Genomic DNA, 14,163 nt, shown 5'->3' with positions numbered 1-14,163 from the left:
AGGCTCAGAAGTGACGGCTGCTCTGCCCCACTTGATCGAGATCGCCGATGATCAGCGGATCGTTGGGGTAGAGCGCGATCGCATGGCCCCCGCCGGCGTTCTGCCCCAGCAGGCTGGCGCGGGTGATCTGCAACGCGCCGTAGTCACGGGTCTTCATTTGTGAAGCGTGTGCCGCCATGGCCTCACGCCAAACCGCGACGGCCTCGTCGCTCAGCGCATAAAGCAACGGCTGTCGGTCCCGTGGCACGGCGTCGGGTGTGACCGCGTAATAGAACAATTGGCGAATCGCATGACGCGGCAGATCGCGGAGCTGCTCGAGGCCGCCGTAACGCGCGAGGCGCGCCGCATCGCGCGTCATGCGGCCGACCGCCACATGATCGGGATGCTGGTTCTCTTCGGTCGTGAGCGTGAGCACGATCTCCGGCCTCACTCGACGAATGATCGCCGCAATGGTGCGCGCCCCGGCCCGGGTGTTCTCGATATTGGCATCACCGCCGAGGTCGATCCACTCGAGGGTGGCGCCGAGTTTGGCGGCGGCGGTCTCGGCCTCCTGCGTGCGGATTTCCGGCGTGCCATTGGTGCCGGACTCACCGCGCGAGCCGACCACCAGGTGAACCGGACGGCCGCGGCGCGTTTCGGCCGCGATCACCCCGCCGGCACCAAATTCGATGTCGTCGGGATGCGCGCCGAAAACGAGCAAGGGAGCTGGGTCAGATGGGGAGCTGGGCATAGGCTTCGCTGGAGTGGTCGATTTCATCGCGACCCACGAAGGTGATGTCGGGAGCGTCTTCCTTGCGCAAGTAGGCTTGTTCACCCGCGCCCGCAATGTAGTGCGTGCAATGCAGGACCGATTGCATCCACCCCAGGCGGGTGTCACGGGCGGGACTGATTTGCGCCTTGGTGTAATCGCACGGCGGCAGGGTCCGCCACGACGAACCGCCTTGATGAAGCTTCAGTTCACCGTCGACGCGGCGGGCCCGCACCGTTTCGCCGTCGCACGGCACGTCGACGTAAAAGTCATCGATGTCGCACGCGGCCTCGCGCACCGCCGGATCGCCGGAGCGCACCACGCGCACGCCATCCAACATTCCCATCGCCCGGTAGAGCTCGAGGCAGAAGTCGGCCACGTTGTCGGCCTGCACGGCCTTGAAGGCCTCCACCGCCGCCGGTTCGGCATACGCGCCGAGCGAACGCGCCATGTTGGCCTGCCAGGTCAGATCGATCGCCTTCGCGTAAAGCGGGGCGTATTTGCGCTGCAGTTTGTTCGCGAAACTGAAATTGAAGCACTGCGGCTCGCCGGTCTTCAGGTGACGCAGCGTGGTCTGCGTCTCCCGCGGGTCATGATCGGCATCGTGATAAAAGAAGACGATCTCGCCGCCCATCTCCTGTTGCAACCGGCGCGCGGTCCAAACCTTCGCCACCAAAAAGCGGCGGGGGAAAAAACCACAGGGCTGCTGCCCAAAGGCGATCACCGGCGAAGTGCTCATGCCGTTGCGCTTGGTTTGTTGCCGGGCAGGAAGACCTGAAACGCCAGGCTCAGACTGACAGCCAAACCGCAGCCGATGAAGTTATACCAGAGGTAGCTGATCTCGAGTTGGAAGAAAAACACGATGACCAGGGCCTGCGCCACGATGGCCGCCCAGAAGACCGCCGTGCCGCGCACGTGTTTGAGGAAGAAGGCGACCAGGAACACGCCCAGCACCACGCCATAGAAGATCGAGCCAAGGATGTTCACGGCCTCGATCAGGTTCTCGACCAGATTGGCGAAGAGCGCGAAGGCGATGGCCACAACACCCCACATGGCGGTGAACCATTTGGAAGCGGTGAGACTGTGCGCGTCATCCGCAGCCGGATTCCAGATATGGCGGTAGAAATCGACCGTGGTGGTCGAGCCGAGCGCGTTGAGTTCGGAGGCCGTCGAAGAAAGCGCCGCGCAAAAAATCACCGCAATCAACAAGCCCACCAAACCGTGCGGGAGCTGTTCCAGCACGAAGGTGATGAAGACGTAATCCGCATCGCTGGCCGCCAACTCGGCATCGGCCGCGACGAGCGCGGCCTTGGCTTCGGCGCGGATCGTCTCGGACTGCTCGCGCGCCGCCAGCATGGTGGTGCGCGCCGCGTCGGTTGTGGCCGCGTCGCCGCTGTCCCGGGCCGCGAGGAAGCTCTCGATGGCGGCTTGTTTTTCGACCTGTGCCGCGTCGAAGCGCGCTTCGATGGCCGCAAACTCCGCGCCGTGCTCACCGTCGAGTTGCTGTTGCCAGACCGCTTCGTTGAAGAACACCGGTTGGCGGTCGAACTGATAGAAAACGAAAACGAAGACGCCGAGCAGCAGGATGAAGAACTGCATCGGGATCTTGAGCACGGCATTGAACATGAGGCCCATGCGGCTCTCGCGCAGGGAACGTCCGGTAAGGTAGCGCTGCACCTGCGATTGGTCGGTGCCGAAATAGGACAGCGACAGGAACAATCCACCGAAGATGCCCGACCACACGGTGTAGCGTTCGTTGATGTCGAAGTTCCAATTGACGGCGTTGAGCTTGCCCATGGCCCCGGCCACCGCGAGGGCATCGTCAGAGGAAACGTCGGAGGGCAACTTCGCCAAGACCACGATGAAGGCAATGGCCATGCCGATCAGGATGACCGCCATCTGGTAGCGCTGCGTCAGGCTCACCGCCTCACTGCCGCCGGTCACGGTGTAGACCACCACGAGGATGCCGGTGCCGAGCACGGTGAGACCGAGCGGCCAGTCGAGCACCGACGACACGATGATGGCCGGCGCGTAAATGGTGATGCCGGCGGCGAGTCCGCGTTGCAGCAGGAAGAGCGCGGCGCCCAGCAGGCGGGTCTTCCCGTCGAAGCGTTTGCCCAGGTATTCATAGGCTGTATACACCTTGAGCCGGCGATAGATCGGCAGAAAGACGCCCGCGACGATGATGAGCGCCAGCGGCATGCCAAAGTAGTTCTGCACAAACCCGAGCCCGCTTTCGAAGCCCTGGCCCGGAGTCGACAGGAAGGTGATCGCGCTGGCCTGCGTAGCCATGACCGAGAGGCCGATGGTGCCCCAGCCGATGCGTTGGTCCCCCTTCAGATAGGTGTCGAGCCCGCCAACCTGACGGGTCGCCAGCACGCCGTAGACCGCGATGCTGAGAATGGCGCCGAAGAGGACGATATAATCGAGGGCGGTCATGCGTAGTGGACGCTGAAGAGCGTCATCACGATCACCATGATCCCGAAGATCACGAGCACCGCGGCGTAAACGCGACGCCACGTGGACACGCCGGGCAAACCGGTCTGCGCCTCGAGTTCGGCATCCGCATTTGGGGCGGCGTTGTGTTCGGCGAAGGTGGTCATTGCAGCTCGGCGATCAACGCGTCGTTCATGACCTTGTAGCCACTGCCCGGGCCTTCCTGGGCCACGGCAAATTTGGTCGAAGCCTCGGCGGCCGCCAGTGCCTCGGCCTTGTTGCCGAGCTTGGCGTGGATCTTGGCCTTCAGGTGCAACATCCAGAACGCGTTGGGGTTTTGCTTGAGCGCGAGATCGATCCACTTGGCGGCCTTTTGCAGGTCGAGGTTGTGGTCGTAGTAGAACCCGGCGGATTGAAAATAGATGTAGTCGCGCTGCTGCTGACCGGACGCCATGACGGCCTCGATCTGCGGGACCAGTTTCTCCTTCACGTCGACCGAGATCGGCACCGCGACTGTCGTGCGTTCCCAGGTGATGTTGAGGGTGGCGCTCTCATCGCGCAGGTCGTTGAACCACAACGAAAGGGTTTCAACCGGTTCGGCGAGCCGATGGGCCGGCACGGTGACGCGGACCAGATCCTCGGTCGCGTCGTAATTGAAGGCGCCCCACTGGTCGGCGACCTTGTTGAGGATCACGATCCACTCATCTTCTCCGGGCACGCTGAAGAGCCCGTAAGTGCCGGCAGGCACGGCCTCGCCGCCAAAGACGATCGGGGTATCAAAGGTGATCTTGGTCGCGGCGTTCGCGCCGGTGCGCCAGACTTCGCCGTAGGCTTGGAGTTCACCGAAGATTTCCCGACCTTTCACGCTGGGCCGCGAGTAGATGATCTCAAAATCGGTCAGACCCACGCGTTGGCGCAACTCGGCCGCCGGACTGGCGGCAGGGAAGTCAATCCGGTTGGACTGGGCTTGGCTCGGCACGAGCGAAACGCTCAGCAGCAAGCCGGCAAACAGGAGGGGAAATGGACGTTTCATTTGAAGCTGGAGGAGAGCGGATGGGACGGGCGGACAGCAAGGTATCCAAATGCCCGACATCGCGAGATCGCCCATCACTTTGTTTTGTTCCCTTAAACCTTGTCGAATCCGCGGCACCCCAAACGTTAACTTTTCATTTCCGGTCATTTCCGGAACCGGTTGCGATCGGGGCGGATCAGTGATCCTGTCACGCGAATCCGGTTCGCTCCCCTCTTTCAGCCACCTCGTCGCCCCCATGCCCTCGGACGCTGTCACCGAAGCCGTCACCACCAGCATCTGGTCGCATTTGTTGACGGTCGGGGGCTTCCTGCTGGCGGTGTTCGCGATTGCCCGGCTGATGAGCGACAAGCGCCAACCGGGTAACACCATCGCGTGGCTGCTGGGCATCGTGCTCATCCCCTACATCGGCGTGCCGCTTTACCTGCTGATCGGTGGTCGCAAGATCCAACAACTGGTCGCCCGCAAAAGCCGCGTCTCCCCTCGCCTCGCGGGCGCTCCCCTCGCCCGCGAAAGCACCCTGCAGCTCCCGGCCGCCCGCGCCATCGTGGCCAACGGGGCCGGTGAACCGGTCGGCGGCAACCGGGTGAAGCTCATCACCCAGGGGGAGAAGGCGTTCAACGAGATCGCCAGCCTCATTCGCGGGGCCAAGCACACCATCAACATCACCACCTTCATCCTCGGCCGCGAAGAGACCGGCCGGGCCATCGTCGCGCTGCTCGCCGAGCGCGCCAAAGCCGGCGTCAAGGTGCGCCTTTTGCTCGATGGCTTGGGCAGTTTTCTGGCCGCCCGCGGCTTTTGTGATCCCCTGCGCGAAGCCGGTGGCGAAGTGGTCACCTTCATGCCGGTGGCACCGCTGGCGACGCGCCACTCGGCCAATCTCCGAAACCATCGCAAGATCGCCGTCTTCGACGACCGCATCGCCGTGGTCGGCGGCCACAACCTGGCCCGCGACTACATGGGACCGACCCAATGGGCCAAACGCTTCACCGATTTTGGCACGATCATCGAGGGACCGGCGGTGGGCCTCATCAACGAGGTGTTTTATGCGGATTGGAGTCACGCCTCGGATCAGGACATCGAAACCCTGCGCGACGACAGCGAGGCCTGTTGCCCTCCCTCGGCCGGAGAGGGTGAGTTGCAGATCATTGCCAGCGGGCCCGATGTCGAAGGCGATCCGCTCTACGAGGGCATCGTGTCGCTCATTCAGGAGGCTGAACACAGCGTCTGGATCATCACGCCCTACTTCATCCCCGATGAGGTGCTGCAACGCTCGCTGCTCGTGAAAGCCCGTGCCGGCAAGGATGTGACGCTCATCGTCCCGGCGCGCTCCAACCACAAGATCACCGACTACGCCCGCCGCCAATACCTGCGGGAACTGCACCAGGCCGGCGCCCGGGTCCTGCTCTACACGCCCGGCATGCTCCACGCCAAGGCCATGGTGGTGGACGACCGCGTGGCCTTGTTTGGCTCGGCCAACTTCGACCTGCGCAGCCTGTTCGTGAATTTCGAAATCGGCGTCGGCGTATACTCCGAGGCCGACGTCGCGGCCATCCGCGGCTGGGCGGGCGAACTCGTGCGCGATTGCCGGGCATGGGCCCCGCCAGGTCGTCGCCCCTACCGCATCTTCAGCAATCTGGCGGAGGAACTCAGCCGCCTGCTCGCCCCGTTGTTATAGCCCAAAAAAGGGCCGGGCGAGATGCCCGACCCTCAGAAAGGTTAATTCGAGGTCAGCGACGCTCAGGCGAGGGCCGGCAAGCGATCCAGCAACGCGACGGCGTTGCGCACTTCACGTCGCATGTCGTCCAAGGCGCGGCAGGCTTCCTTCCACTTCTCGTCGGTCTTGTGCGCGTAATCCTCGCGCAGCGCGCTGACTTGGGAGCGGTAGTGCTCACGCAGCTCGTCCCAACGGGCATGCAGCTCCTCGAGACGCTGGTGGCTGGCGTGCAGCAGTTCGCGCGTGCGCTCGTTGAGGGTGTGTTTGCCCTGCGCCAGATGGTCGCTCATGCGGCGGCGCGCTTCCTGAAGCTGAGCGGCAATGATCTTGTCCTCATCCACGCGACGCAGGTCGTCCGCCAAACCGAGTTTGTGCAGCACCCAGATCGTCCACTTGGTCGGGTCGAACTGCCACCACTTCACGCCGTTGCGATAATCGTGCTGAAACTCGTGGTGGTAGTTGTGGTAACCCTCGCCGAAGGTGAAGAGGGCCATGATCCAGCTGTCGCGCGCGCTGGTGCGGCTCGAGTAGGGCCGGTTGCCGACGCTGTGGCAGAGGGAGTTGATGAAAAAGGTCATGTGCTGAACCGCGGTGACGCGAGCAACACCCGCCAGCAGGAAGGCCCCGAGGGCGCCGACCGGGCCACTGTAGAGCCAACCGAGCGCGGCCGGAATCAGGAAACCCGCGGTGACGGCGATGGGGACGTAATACTTGTCCTGCCACATCACGAGCTTGTCCTTGCGCAGGTCAGCGACGTTGTCCCACGGCGGCTCCGGGTTGATCTTGAAGAGGATCCAACCGATGTGGGCATGCCAAAACCCCTTCGAGATATCGTAGGGATCATCATCGTGGTCGGTGTGCTTGTGGTGACGACGGTGGTCGGACACCCAGGCCAACGCGCAGTTTTCAAACGCGGCCGCGCCAAACACCAGCGTGAGGAAACGCACCGGCCAGGCGGCTCTGAAGGCCTTGTGCGCGAAGAGGCGGTGGTAACCGAGCGTGATGCTCAGGCCCGTCGCGATGAAGAAGGCGAGAAACAGCGAGATCTGGAACCAATCGAGCCCGACTTTCCAAATGTAGTAAGGAACCGCAGTCAGCGTCGCGATTCCCGTTCCGATTAGAAACGAGCTGTTGGTCCAGTTGATTTGAGTTCCGGGAATACGAAATGGCACAGGAGTCCGACCGTGGGTGGCCCGACCGAGCGCAGCGAGCGCAAAAACTGCGTATTTTTTGCCGCGTGCTGGCCGTTCAGCGGCACCGCTTTCCGAGGGAGAACCTCGAATCTAGGTCTCCGCCGGCCGCTCGACCACAAACCACATGTTGTCACTCGTGGGCAAACGGTCGCGCCACCCCGGCTTGCGCACCCTCAGGCCCGCGGCCTCCACCGCCCGCGTCAGCGTCTCGGGCGTGAAATAGTTGACGTGGTCCGGGTAACGAAACCCGCACCAACGCTCCCGTCGAATCCGTCGGTTCCAACTGGCGAAATTCGGCACCTTGATGATCACGCGGCCACCCGGCACCAGTTTCGAGCCGCAGGCTTTGAGCAGGTTCACCGGTTGCACCTCATGTTCGAGAAAGGACAACAGGACGATCAGGTGAATGCTGCGGTCTTCGATCTCCGCCATGCCGTCCAGCGCCGCCTTGGCGATGCATTCGCCCTCAAAGGCGGAAAAACGTTCCTGCGCCTCAACTGCCTGCGCGGTGGAGACCTCGATTCCCACCGGCCGCACGGGCTCCTCGCCGCGCTGCTGCATCAACTCCGGAATCTGGACCGTTTTTTTCCCGTCCCCGCAGCCGACATCGAGGAAGCGCAACGCCTCCTCGCCCGGCATCGTGCGCCGCAGATCGCGCAGGTGCCGGAGGGTCGTTTTCACGATGTGGGGACGGCGGAGGTTGAGCCGCATCCACTTCACGATGCCGCTGATCCACGACAGCACCGGCTCCTCGCGCCGCCGGCGCTGCTTCTCCGCAGCATAGGTCTTTTCCCACGCGAACTCCTCGGCCAGCCGATCGTAGGTGGGCGGGTTCTCCAAGAAAACCATTCCCGTTTCCCGACACTCCACCACTCGCCATTCACCCCGTGAATACGGGGTTTCCTGCGTCGGTGTGTGGGTCCCGGTGAGCGGATTGGGACGAACGGCTTCGGACGGGGTATTCAAAGCGAAGTCCCAACCCCACAGCGCCCGACCCGGGGGATCAACCTTAAGCGCCTATCAATGGAAAATATTCATACCCGATCGCCAGACGCCGGAGCCGACACTGGGTCAGCTCGCAACCGACTGGACCAACTTGAAGTTGACCGCATCCCGCAGGGCTTCCCAAGACGCGTCGATGATGTTGTCGCTCACGCCGACCGTGCCCCAGATGTCTTCGCCATCACTCGATTCGATGAGCACGCGGGTGCGACTATTGGCCCCGAGGCCACTCTCAAGAATGCGCACCTTGTAGTCGCGCAGCTCCATTTCGCGGAGTTGCGGGTAAGCGCCGTCGAGGGCGAGGCGCAGCGCTTTGTCGAGCGCGCCGACCGGACCAACGCACTCCGCCACAGTGTGCACCACCTCGCCGTTGACCTTCACCTTCACCGTGGCCTCGGCGCAAAGCTCGCCGGCCTGGTGCTCGATCATCACGCGATAGCTCACCAGTTCGAAGAAAGCCGGGGCCTGCCCCAGCGAGCGCGCGATGAGGAGCTTCAGGGAAGCGTCGGCGGCTTCGAATTCGTAACCCTTAAACTCGAGTTCCTTCAGCTCCTCGATGAGCGTCTTCATGGCCTCGCCCTTTTCTTCGAGGTCGAGGCCGAGCTCGCGGGCCTTCATCGCGACCGACGAACGGCCAGCCATATCGGAGACCAGCACGCGGGTGCGGTTGCCCACCAGCGCCGGGTCGATGTGCTCGTAGGACGACTTCACCTTCTGCGCCGCATTGGCGTGCAGCCCGCCCTTATGGGCAAAGGCCGAGGCGCCGACGTAGGGCGCCTTGGTGTCGGGGCGCAGGTTGGCCAGCTCGTCGAAGTAGAGCGACAACTCGCGCAGCTCGCCGAGGTTCGCGGCACAGGGCGCGGTTTTGCCCATCTTAAGGAAGAGGCTCGGGAGCACCGAGATGAGGTTGGCGTTGCCGGTGCGCTCGCCGTAGCCGTTGGCCGTGCCTTGCACGAGGGTCGCCCCGCCCGCGACGCCGGCGAGCGAAAGCGCGACGCCGAGCCCACAGTCGTTGTGACAGTGCACGCCGATCTTGTCGCCGCCGAACTCGGCCACGGCCTTCGCGACGATGGCCTGAAAATCGTTCACCATCGAACCGCCGTTGGTGTCACACAGTGTGAGGTTGCTCGCCCCACCCTTCAGCGCGGCAGCCAGGGTCTTGAGGGCGTAGTCCGGATCGGCCCGGTAACCGTCGAAGAAGTGCTCGGCGTCATAGATCACCTCCCGGCCTTGAGCAACGAGGTAGCGCACGGAGTCCTCAATCATGGCCAGGTTCTCCTCGAGGGTGGTGCGCAGGATCTCGGTGACGTGCAGATCCCAGGTTTTGCCCACCAAGGTCATCACCGGCATGCCGCTGTCGAGCAGGGTGCGCAATTGGGCGTCCTCCTCGGCCTTCACCCCGGCGCGGCGGGTGGAACCAAACGCGGCGAGCTTGGCGTGCTTGAGCTGCAGCTTCTGCGCCTCGGCGAAGAACGTGATGTCCCGCGGATTCGAGCCCGGGAAGCCGCCCTCGATGTAATCCACGCCAAAGGCGTCGAGCTTCTCGGCGATGAGGAGTTTGTCCGTCACCGAAAAGCTAATACCCTCACCCTGCGTGCCGTCGCGAAGGGTGGTGTCGTAGATCTTGACTGTTTGGTTGTTCATGAGGGGGAGGATCAGGTTTGGCGGTTTGCTGAGGTCGGGCCAAAACAAAAAACCCCGGGCGGCGGGCCCGGGGTTTCAGGGAGATTGGCGAGGATTGAATCAACCGCTCATGCCGCATCGACCTGCCCGGGCGCACGGGCAACCGTAATAATCGCGGCAATAATGATGGCGGAGTTCACGACCTCAGGTCATGCCTCCTGGTCTCGTGCTGTCGAGCGCAAAGCAGAATTCAATGCATCAACAGGTAGGCACGCGCAGATGAATTTCTACCGCAATCTCTGCCTCGTCATGTTTTGCCTCGTGGCGATCGTGATGGTTACCGGGTGGTCCGCTTACGATCGTGTTTCGAAGTATGAGTTCATCCGCGCCCAGGTGATCTGCGTGATGTTGCTCACCTTCTTCTGGCACCACTTCAAAAACGAATCGAAGCTGATGACGGAGCGTGGACACCAGTAGAATACTCGCTATGTCTCTGGTCGCGACGACGACCAAATCTAGCTCGGCGTGAGCTAAGTCCGAAGGAGCTCGCTCGGTGTCTTTACCTCCACGCGGGCACGTCGAAAGTCCCGCACGTTGCGGGTAATGATGACGTCCAACTTGCTCTGCAACGCGACCGCTTCCTGCACCGCGTCTTCAAAGTCGGCCACATCGCTCTCCAGCGCCTGACCGAAGACCCGCGAGTTCAGTTGACCCAATCGACACAGTTTCAGGAGCGTCGAAACCATCCTCCTGGCCCGAACTTCGCCCAACGCTTTGCGTCCGAGATAGTGCAGGGTCGTGATGGTGTTAGGGCTCAACCAACCTTCGATTTCGCCGGCCTCCACCCGGGCCAATACGGCTGCGGAATCCGCCCAATGGGGTTCCCGCATGAGCCACACATCCAGGACCACATTGATATCGATGAGCACCTTCACTGATGTTTCTTTTCCAGATGGGCTTGGTAATCAGCACCGGCAACCGTCGACCGACTGTTTTTCATCACGCCGAGCATTGAGGCCGTCAGAGGCGGCAGGTCGGCTGCTGCAGCCTCATCCTCCTGTTCGGCGATATATTCTCCAAATACCTGCGAAACGGACGTCCCCCTGCGATGAGCTATGCGTTTGGCTTTGCGAACCAGGCCCTCATCGATGCGAAGCGTGAGTTTCGTTTTCATGACGTATAGACTCTAAATTCCATACGTCAGGTCAATTCACAAGCCAAGCTCGAGACGCCGGTGCGTGGACGGCTACGCGCCGCGCTTACGCACGAAGCTGTAGAGGCCAATGGCGAAGAGGAGGCCGAGGCCAACGAGGCCCCAGGTGCCGGCCGTGCCACGGTTGCTCAGGGCCCAGATGCTGGCCAGGGTCGCGGCACTCGTGGCGCCCACCATCAGCAGGTTGGTCACAATCCGAACGCCACCGGTGGGGCGGTTTTCGCCCAGCGCGCCCTTGCTGTTCATTAGCAGAAGGAAGGTAAAATAGGCGATCGGCAGCAGCGTCGTGGCGATGACCGAGGCGGGGATCGCGACCGCTGCCCGCGAGGCCCCCGTCCACACCACCGGCGCAAGGAAACCGCTGATCGCCGGCATGAGCGTGCCGATCTTGAACACCGTCGGACTTTCGTCGCGCTTGAACAACGCGCCGATGGCCAGGCCGTTCATCAGAATCAGGATGATGATGCTCGACCACGCCATCGCGATCACGCCGATGCCGAAAACGAGATTCGCGCCAGCTTTGCCCAGCACCGGGGCCAACGCGGCGGAGAGTTGCCCCGCGTCGCGCGAAGCGAGCATGGCGGCCATCTGGCGGTCGGCTGGAGCCAGGGCGGCGCGGGCGACCGCTTTGCCATCCGCTTCGAGGCTACTGAACGCCGCGCCGTCGCGGGCGGACAGGAAACCGTCCGCCGACGCGTTGTAGGAGCGCACCATGGCCGGCCGCACGCTGCCGTCGGCGGCGAGCACGTCGTCGGTCTTGGTGTAAAAGGCACTGCCGGCCGCGATCACCAGACAGCTCGTCGCAATCACAAAGGGGATGAAGAGGCCGAGCGAAAGGTCGAACATCGACAGCTCGCGATGCTTCCGCTTCCAACCGCGGCGCAGCAGCGTGTAAGGCAGCAGAAAGGTCATGTTGATGCCCACCGCAGTGCCACCGGCCGCGATGATGATGTCGCGTTGGGAGTTGGAAATAATCTCGCGCCATAGCGGCTCGTGCGCCCCCGTCGCCGCCGCGACTTCGGCGAGCTGCGGCGTCGGTTCGTGCAACTGCTGCAGATGGGGAATCAAGCCGGCCAGCGCCGCGCCCACGTCGATCTGCCCCCGACTGATCAGCATGCCCACGACGAGGAAGAAGGACAACACCACCACGGCCACGAGCACCTTGAGCACGAGCTCGAATAGGCGGATGCCTTTGCTGCCCGATTCATAACCCCACACGATGAGCACCGACAAGACGGCCAATACGCCGCCGATGATCCATGGCGCGACCGTGCTGTTCGCCCAACCGGGCGTGAGGTTTTGCAGGAAGGTCGAGGTCGCCAACGCAAACTGCGGCAGCGCAAACACCACGTTGGCCACAATGGTCGCCAACGCCCAGGCGATCGCCAGCACCGGCGTGAGGTGACGGCTCACCGTGAGCATCGGCCGCTCCCCCGTCGAAAGCGTCACGTAGGCGATCGCCGACAGCATGGTGATGCCACACAGCATCGCGAAGGGTTGAATCCACAACAGGTGGGGGCCGGCCACGATGCCGATGAAGAGCGAGCCCGCCAGGCTGCCACCGCCGAGGGTGATCGCCCCCTGCAGCCACCCGGGCCCGGACAATTTGGCGTAGGTTGCCAGCTTGCCGAAAAATCCGCTGTTGGCGGCTGCTTCGATCGCCGCGTCCTCGGGACGCTCCACGTTGTAATCAATGGCCATGGTGGGGTTGGGGGAATGGGGTTGGGCGCGGCTCGAAGGCCGCAGGTGGGGAAGCCAGACACCTTTGCGCCCCGGACCGGCGGGGCGAGGGCAAAAACTTCGCAGGAACCGATACCATTGGGCGACCGCCGGTATCGAACCGCCGCGCGGTGCATCCCGATGAACTAGGCTTGGCGCGAACGCGAATCCACGCCAGAGCAAGACTCGCCCTCCCCTTTTTCACCATGCGGTCCGCGCCATCCTCAACGTCTCCCGCCGGCTTCATGCTCCAACGCCGCCATTGGTTTGGGATCGCCGTCGCGCTCGGCCTTCCCTGGTGCGGTTTGGTCGTCGCCATTCTTTTGTTGCGTGCGCCGGCCGCCGTGCCCGGCGACCCGACGGCCGCCTCGGCCGCGCCGGCCGTGACGCACGACGCCTTGCCGACCCAGATCGTGACTGGCCCCTGGGGGCAGTTGGAACTGAATCGGGTCGTCATCGAACCCCCGGACGAACTCATCACGGTGGACGCCCACCGGATCGAGTTTGTGGATTGGCACTTTCCCGGTTTCGCCGAGGCGCAGGTCACCGCCCTGCTGAGTCACGAAGAACTCAACCCCGAGCAACGTGAGGTCCTGCTTGACCGCCAAAACTGGCAATTGCGCAGCGACCGTATCGTGGTGCGCGTGCCCAAGCCGATCGTGCTGGGTCTGAGTCCGGAGGCCCGCCGCGTCATCTACGCCGTGCTCTCGCCTTTCCGCGAAAACAACGGGCAGTGGGCTCCCGCCAGTTTTCGCGCCGAATCGGCCCACGACTGGTTCGCCAACAGCGGCCTGACCGCGGACACGGTCGCCATCGTGCAGCCCCTGCTCTATCGCCGCGGCAACTCCCTGCTTTTTTCCGATCTGTCGCTGATCCTCGCGGACATCAAGACCCAGCGCCAACGTCTGCTTCTGCTGCGCACCCTCGCCCGCTCCACCACCCAATTCGCCAAGCTGCGCATCCACGCCCAGTCGGATCTCAACGCCATCGTCGACTACTGGTCGGGCAGTCAACGCAACCGCGACATCGCCCCGCTCCTGCGCTCGATTCCGCGCGACGGCGACGGCTTCACGATCGATATCGTGCACCTCCTGCCCCCGGTCGCCCGCCGCTTGGTTTACACCTACGACTCGCCCCCGCCACCCGGCCAGGAACCGTTTCGAGACTGCCATTGGACGGCGCTGAACTTCGCCAACAGCGAACCGGACGACCGCTACCGCGACCTCCAATTCGTGCGCGACGCCTACCAGAGCAACTACCTGCCCGTCACCGATGACCCGCGACTCGGCGATCTCTTCCTTTTCGTGACGGAGAAGGAAATCGTGCTCCATGCCAGCGTCCACATCGCGGGCGATCTCGTCTTCACCAAGAACGGTTCCTGGGCGGCCGCCCCCTGGGTGCTCATGCGCATGCCCGACCTGCTGGCGCTCTACCCCTCGGACACCCCCCTCGACATCCGCCACCTGCGCAAAAAGAACTAGA

Annotated in this window: 14 protein-coding genes; 3 read left to right on the top strand and 11 right to left on the bottom strand. The window is 63.3% G+C overall.

The window, feature by feature from the left end; translation table 11 throughout:
* Positions 1 to 4 precede the first annotated feature (4 nt).
* From AC0MRV_RS20520 to AC0MRV_RS20500, 5 genes are read right to left on the bottom strand one after another with little or no spacing between them, the layout of a single operon-like run.
* Positions 5 to 730, bottom strand: coding sequence for a PIG-L deacetylase family protein (locus AC0MRV_RS20520; RefSeq protein WP_472766393.1), 726 nt, complete (start codon positions 728 to 730; stop codon positions 5 to 7).
* Positions 711 to 1,487 carry a hypothetical protein gene (locus AC0MRV_RS20515; RefSeq protein WP_472766392.1) on the bottom strand — a complete coding sequence of 259 codons (777 nt, stop codon included), beginning with the start codon at positions 1,485 to 1,487 and terminating at the stop codon, positions 711 to 713. The genes AC0MRV_RS20520 and AC0MRV_RS20515 overlap by 20 nt, the downstream gene beginning before the upstream one ends.
* On the bottom strand, positions 1,484 to 3,187 hold the full coding sequence (locus AC0MRV_RS20510) for a sodium:solute symporter family protein (protein WP_472766391.1): 1,704 nt from the start codon (positions 3,185 to 3,187) through the stop codon (positions 1,484 to 1,486). The genes AC0MRV_RS20515 and AC0MRV_RS20510 overlap by 4 nt, the downstream gene beginning before the upstream one ends.
* A complete protein-coding gene (locus tag AC0MRV_RS20505; protein ID WP_472766390.1) occupies positions 3,184 to 3,351 on the bottom strand; it encodes a hypothetical protein in 168 nt (55 codons plus the stop codon). The genes AC0MRV_RS20510 and AC0MRV_RS20505 overlap by 4 nt, the downstream gene beginning before the upstream one ends.
* Positions 3,348 to 4,217, bottom strand: coding sequence for a DUF2911 domain-containing protein (locus AC0MRV_RS20500; RefSeq protein WP_472766389.1), 870 nt, complete (start codon positions 4,215 to 4,217; stop codon positions 3,348 to 3,350). Before AC0MRV_RS20500 ends, AC0MRV_RS20505 begins: the two co-directional genes overlap by 4 nt.
* A gap of 235 nt (positions 4,218 to 4,452) precedes the next feature.
* On the opposite strand from AC0MRV_RS20500, the gene cls reads away from it, so the two are divergent.
* On the top strand, positions 4,453 to 5,892 hold the full coding sequence (gene cls, locus AC0MRV_RS20495) for a cardiolipin synthase (RefSeq protein WP_472766388.1): 1,440 nt from the start codon (positions 4,453 to 4,455) through the stop codon (positions 5,890 to 5,892).
* Between the two features lie 62 nt (positions 5,893 to 5,954).
* On the opposite strand, the gene AC0MRV_RS20490 is transcribed toward cls, so the two are convergent.
* From AC0MRV_RS20490 to cimA, 3 genes are all read right to left on the bottom strand, one after another.
* Positions 5,955 to 7,103, bottom strand: a complete 1,149-nt coding sequence (locus AC0MRV_RS20490) for a fatty acid desaturase (protein WP_472766387.1) — start codon at positions 7,101 to 7,103, stop codon at positions 5,955 to 5,957.
* Between the two features lie 111 nt (positions 7,104 to 7,214).
* Positions 7,215 to 8,090, bottom strand: a complete 876-nt coding sequence (locus tag AC0MRV_RS20485; protein ID WP_472766386.1) for a class I SAM-dependent methyltransferase — start codon at positions 8,088 to 8,090, stop codon at positions 7,215 to 7,217.
* Positions 8,091 to 8,195: 105 nt separating this feature from the next.
* Positions 8,196 to 9,770 carry a citramalate synthase gene (gene cimA / locus AC0MRV_RS20480; protein ID WP_472766385.1) on the bottom strand — a complete coding sequence of 525 codons (1,575 nt, stop codon included), beginning with the start codon at positions 9,768 to 9,770 and terminating at the stop codon, positions 8,196 to 8,198.
* 258 nt (positions 9,771 to 10,028) lie between these two features.
* Between cimA and AC0MRV_RS20475 the strand changes: the two genes are divergently transcribed.
* The gene (locus AC0MRV_RS20475) at positions 10,029 to 10,226 is read left to right on the top strand and encodes a hypothetical protein (RefSeq protein ID WP_472766384.1); all 198 of its coding nucleotides are present in this window, start codon (positions 10,029 to 10,031) and stop codon (positions 10,224 to 10,226) included.
* A 53-nt stretch (positions 10,227 to 10,279) separates the two neighbouring features.
* Here the strand turns inward: AC0MRV_RS20475 and AC0MRV_RS20470 are convergent, their stop codons facing one another.
* The 3 genes from AC0MRV_RS20470 to AC0MRV_RS20460 form a co-directional block, all read right to left on the bottom strand.
* Positions 10,280 to 10,684, bottom strand: coding sequence for a PIN domain-containing protein (locus AC0MRV_RS20470; RefSeq protein ID WP_472766383.1), 405 nt, complete (start codon positions 10,682 to 10,684; stop codon positions 10,280 to 10,282).
* Positions 10,681 to 10,923, bottom strand: coding sequence for a DUF6364 family protein (locus tag AC0MRV_RS20465; protein ID WP_472766382.1), 243 nt, complete (start codon positions 10,921 to 10,923; stop codon positions 10,681 to 10,683). Before AC0MRV_RS20465 ends, AC0MRV_RS20470 begins: the two co-directional genes overlap by 4 nt.
* 72 nt (positions 10,924 to 10,995) lie before the next feature.
* Entirely contained in the window at positions 10,996 to 12,663 is a 1,668-nt protein-coding gene (locus AC0MRV_RS20460; RefSeq protein ID WP_472766381.1) for a divalent metal cation transporter, read from the bottom strand.
* A 224-nt stretch (positions 12,664 to 12,887) separates the two neighbouring features.
* Between AC0MRV_RS20460 and AC0MRV_RS20455 the strand changes: the two genes are divergently transcribed.
* Positions 12,888 to 14,162: a hypothetical protein gene (locus AC0MRV_RS20455; RefSeq protein ID WP_472766380.1), complete on the top strand. Its 1,275-nt coding sequence runs from the start codon at positions 12,888 to 12,890 to the stop codon at positions 14,160 to 14,162.
* Position 14,163: the final 1 nt, after the last annotated feature.

The sequence above is a fragment of the Actomonas spartinae genome (assembly GCF_051209155.1).
Classification (GTDB): Bacteria; Verrucomicrobiota; Verrucomicrobiia; order Opitutales; family Opitutaceae; genus Actomonas.
Note: the sequence above shows the minus strand (reverse complement) of the source record. Positions and strands in the feature narration are given on the sequence as shown.

Bases quoted from the DNA above. Each gene is read 5' to 3' on its own strand.
- AC0MRV_RS20515 (WP_472766392.1), bottom strand. From the start codon at position 1,487: ATGAGCACTTCGCCGGTGATCGCCTTTGGGCAGCAGCCCTGTGGTTTT.
- cimA (WP_472766385.1), bottom strand. From the start codon at position 9,770: ATGAACAACCAAACAGTCAAGATCTACGACACCACCCTTCGCGACGGC.
- AC0MRV_RS20500 (WP_472766389.1), bottom strand. From the start codon at position 4,217: ATGAAACGTCCATTTCCCCTCCTGTTTGCCGGCTTGCTGCTGAGCGTT.
- cls (WP_472766388.1), top strand. From the start codon at position 4,453: ATGCCCTCGGACGCTGTCACCGAAGCCGTCACCACCAGCATCTGGTCG.
- AC0MRV_RS20475 (WP_472766384.1), top strand. From the start codon at position 10,029: ATGAATTTCTACCGCAATCTCTGCCTCGTCATGTTTTGCCTCGTGGCG.
- AC0MRV_RS20465 (WP_472766382.1), bottom strand. From the start codon at position 10,923: ATGAAAACGAAACTCACGCTTCGCATCGATGAGGGCCTGGTTCGCAAA.
- AC0MRV_RS20455 (WP_472766380.1), top strand. From the start codon at position 12,888: ATGCGGTCCGCGCCATCCTCAACGTCTCCCGCCGGCTTCATGCTCCAA.
- AC0MRV_RS20520 (WP_472766393.1), bottom strand. From the start codon at position 730: ATGCCCAGCTCCCCATCTGACCCAGCTCCCTTGCTCGTTTTCGGCGCG.
- AC0MRV_RS20510 (WP_472766391.1), bottom strand. From the start codon at position 3,187: ATGACCGCCCTCGATTATATCGTCCTCTTCGGCGCCATTCTCAGCATC.
- AC0MRV_RS20460 (WP_472766381.1), bottom strand. From the start codon at position 12,663: ATGGCCATTGATTACAACGTGGAGCGTCCCGAGGACGCGGCGATCGAA.
- AC0MRV_RS20505 (WP_472766390.1), bottom strand. From the start codon at position 3,351: ATGACCACCTTCGCCGAACACAACGCCGCCCCAAATGCGGATGCCGAA.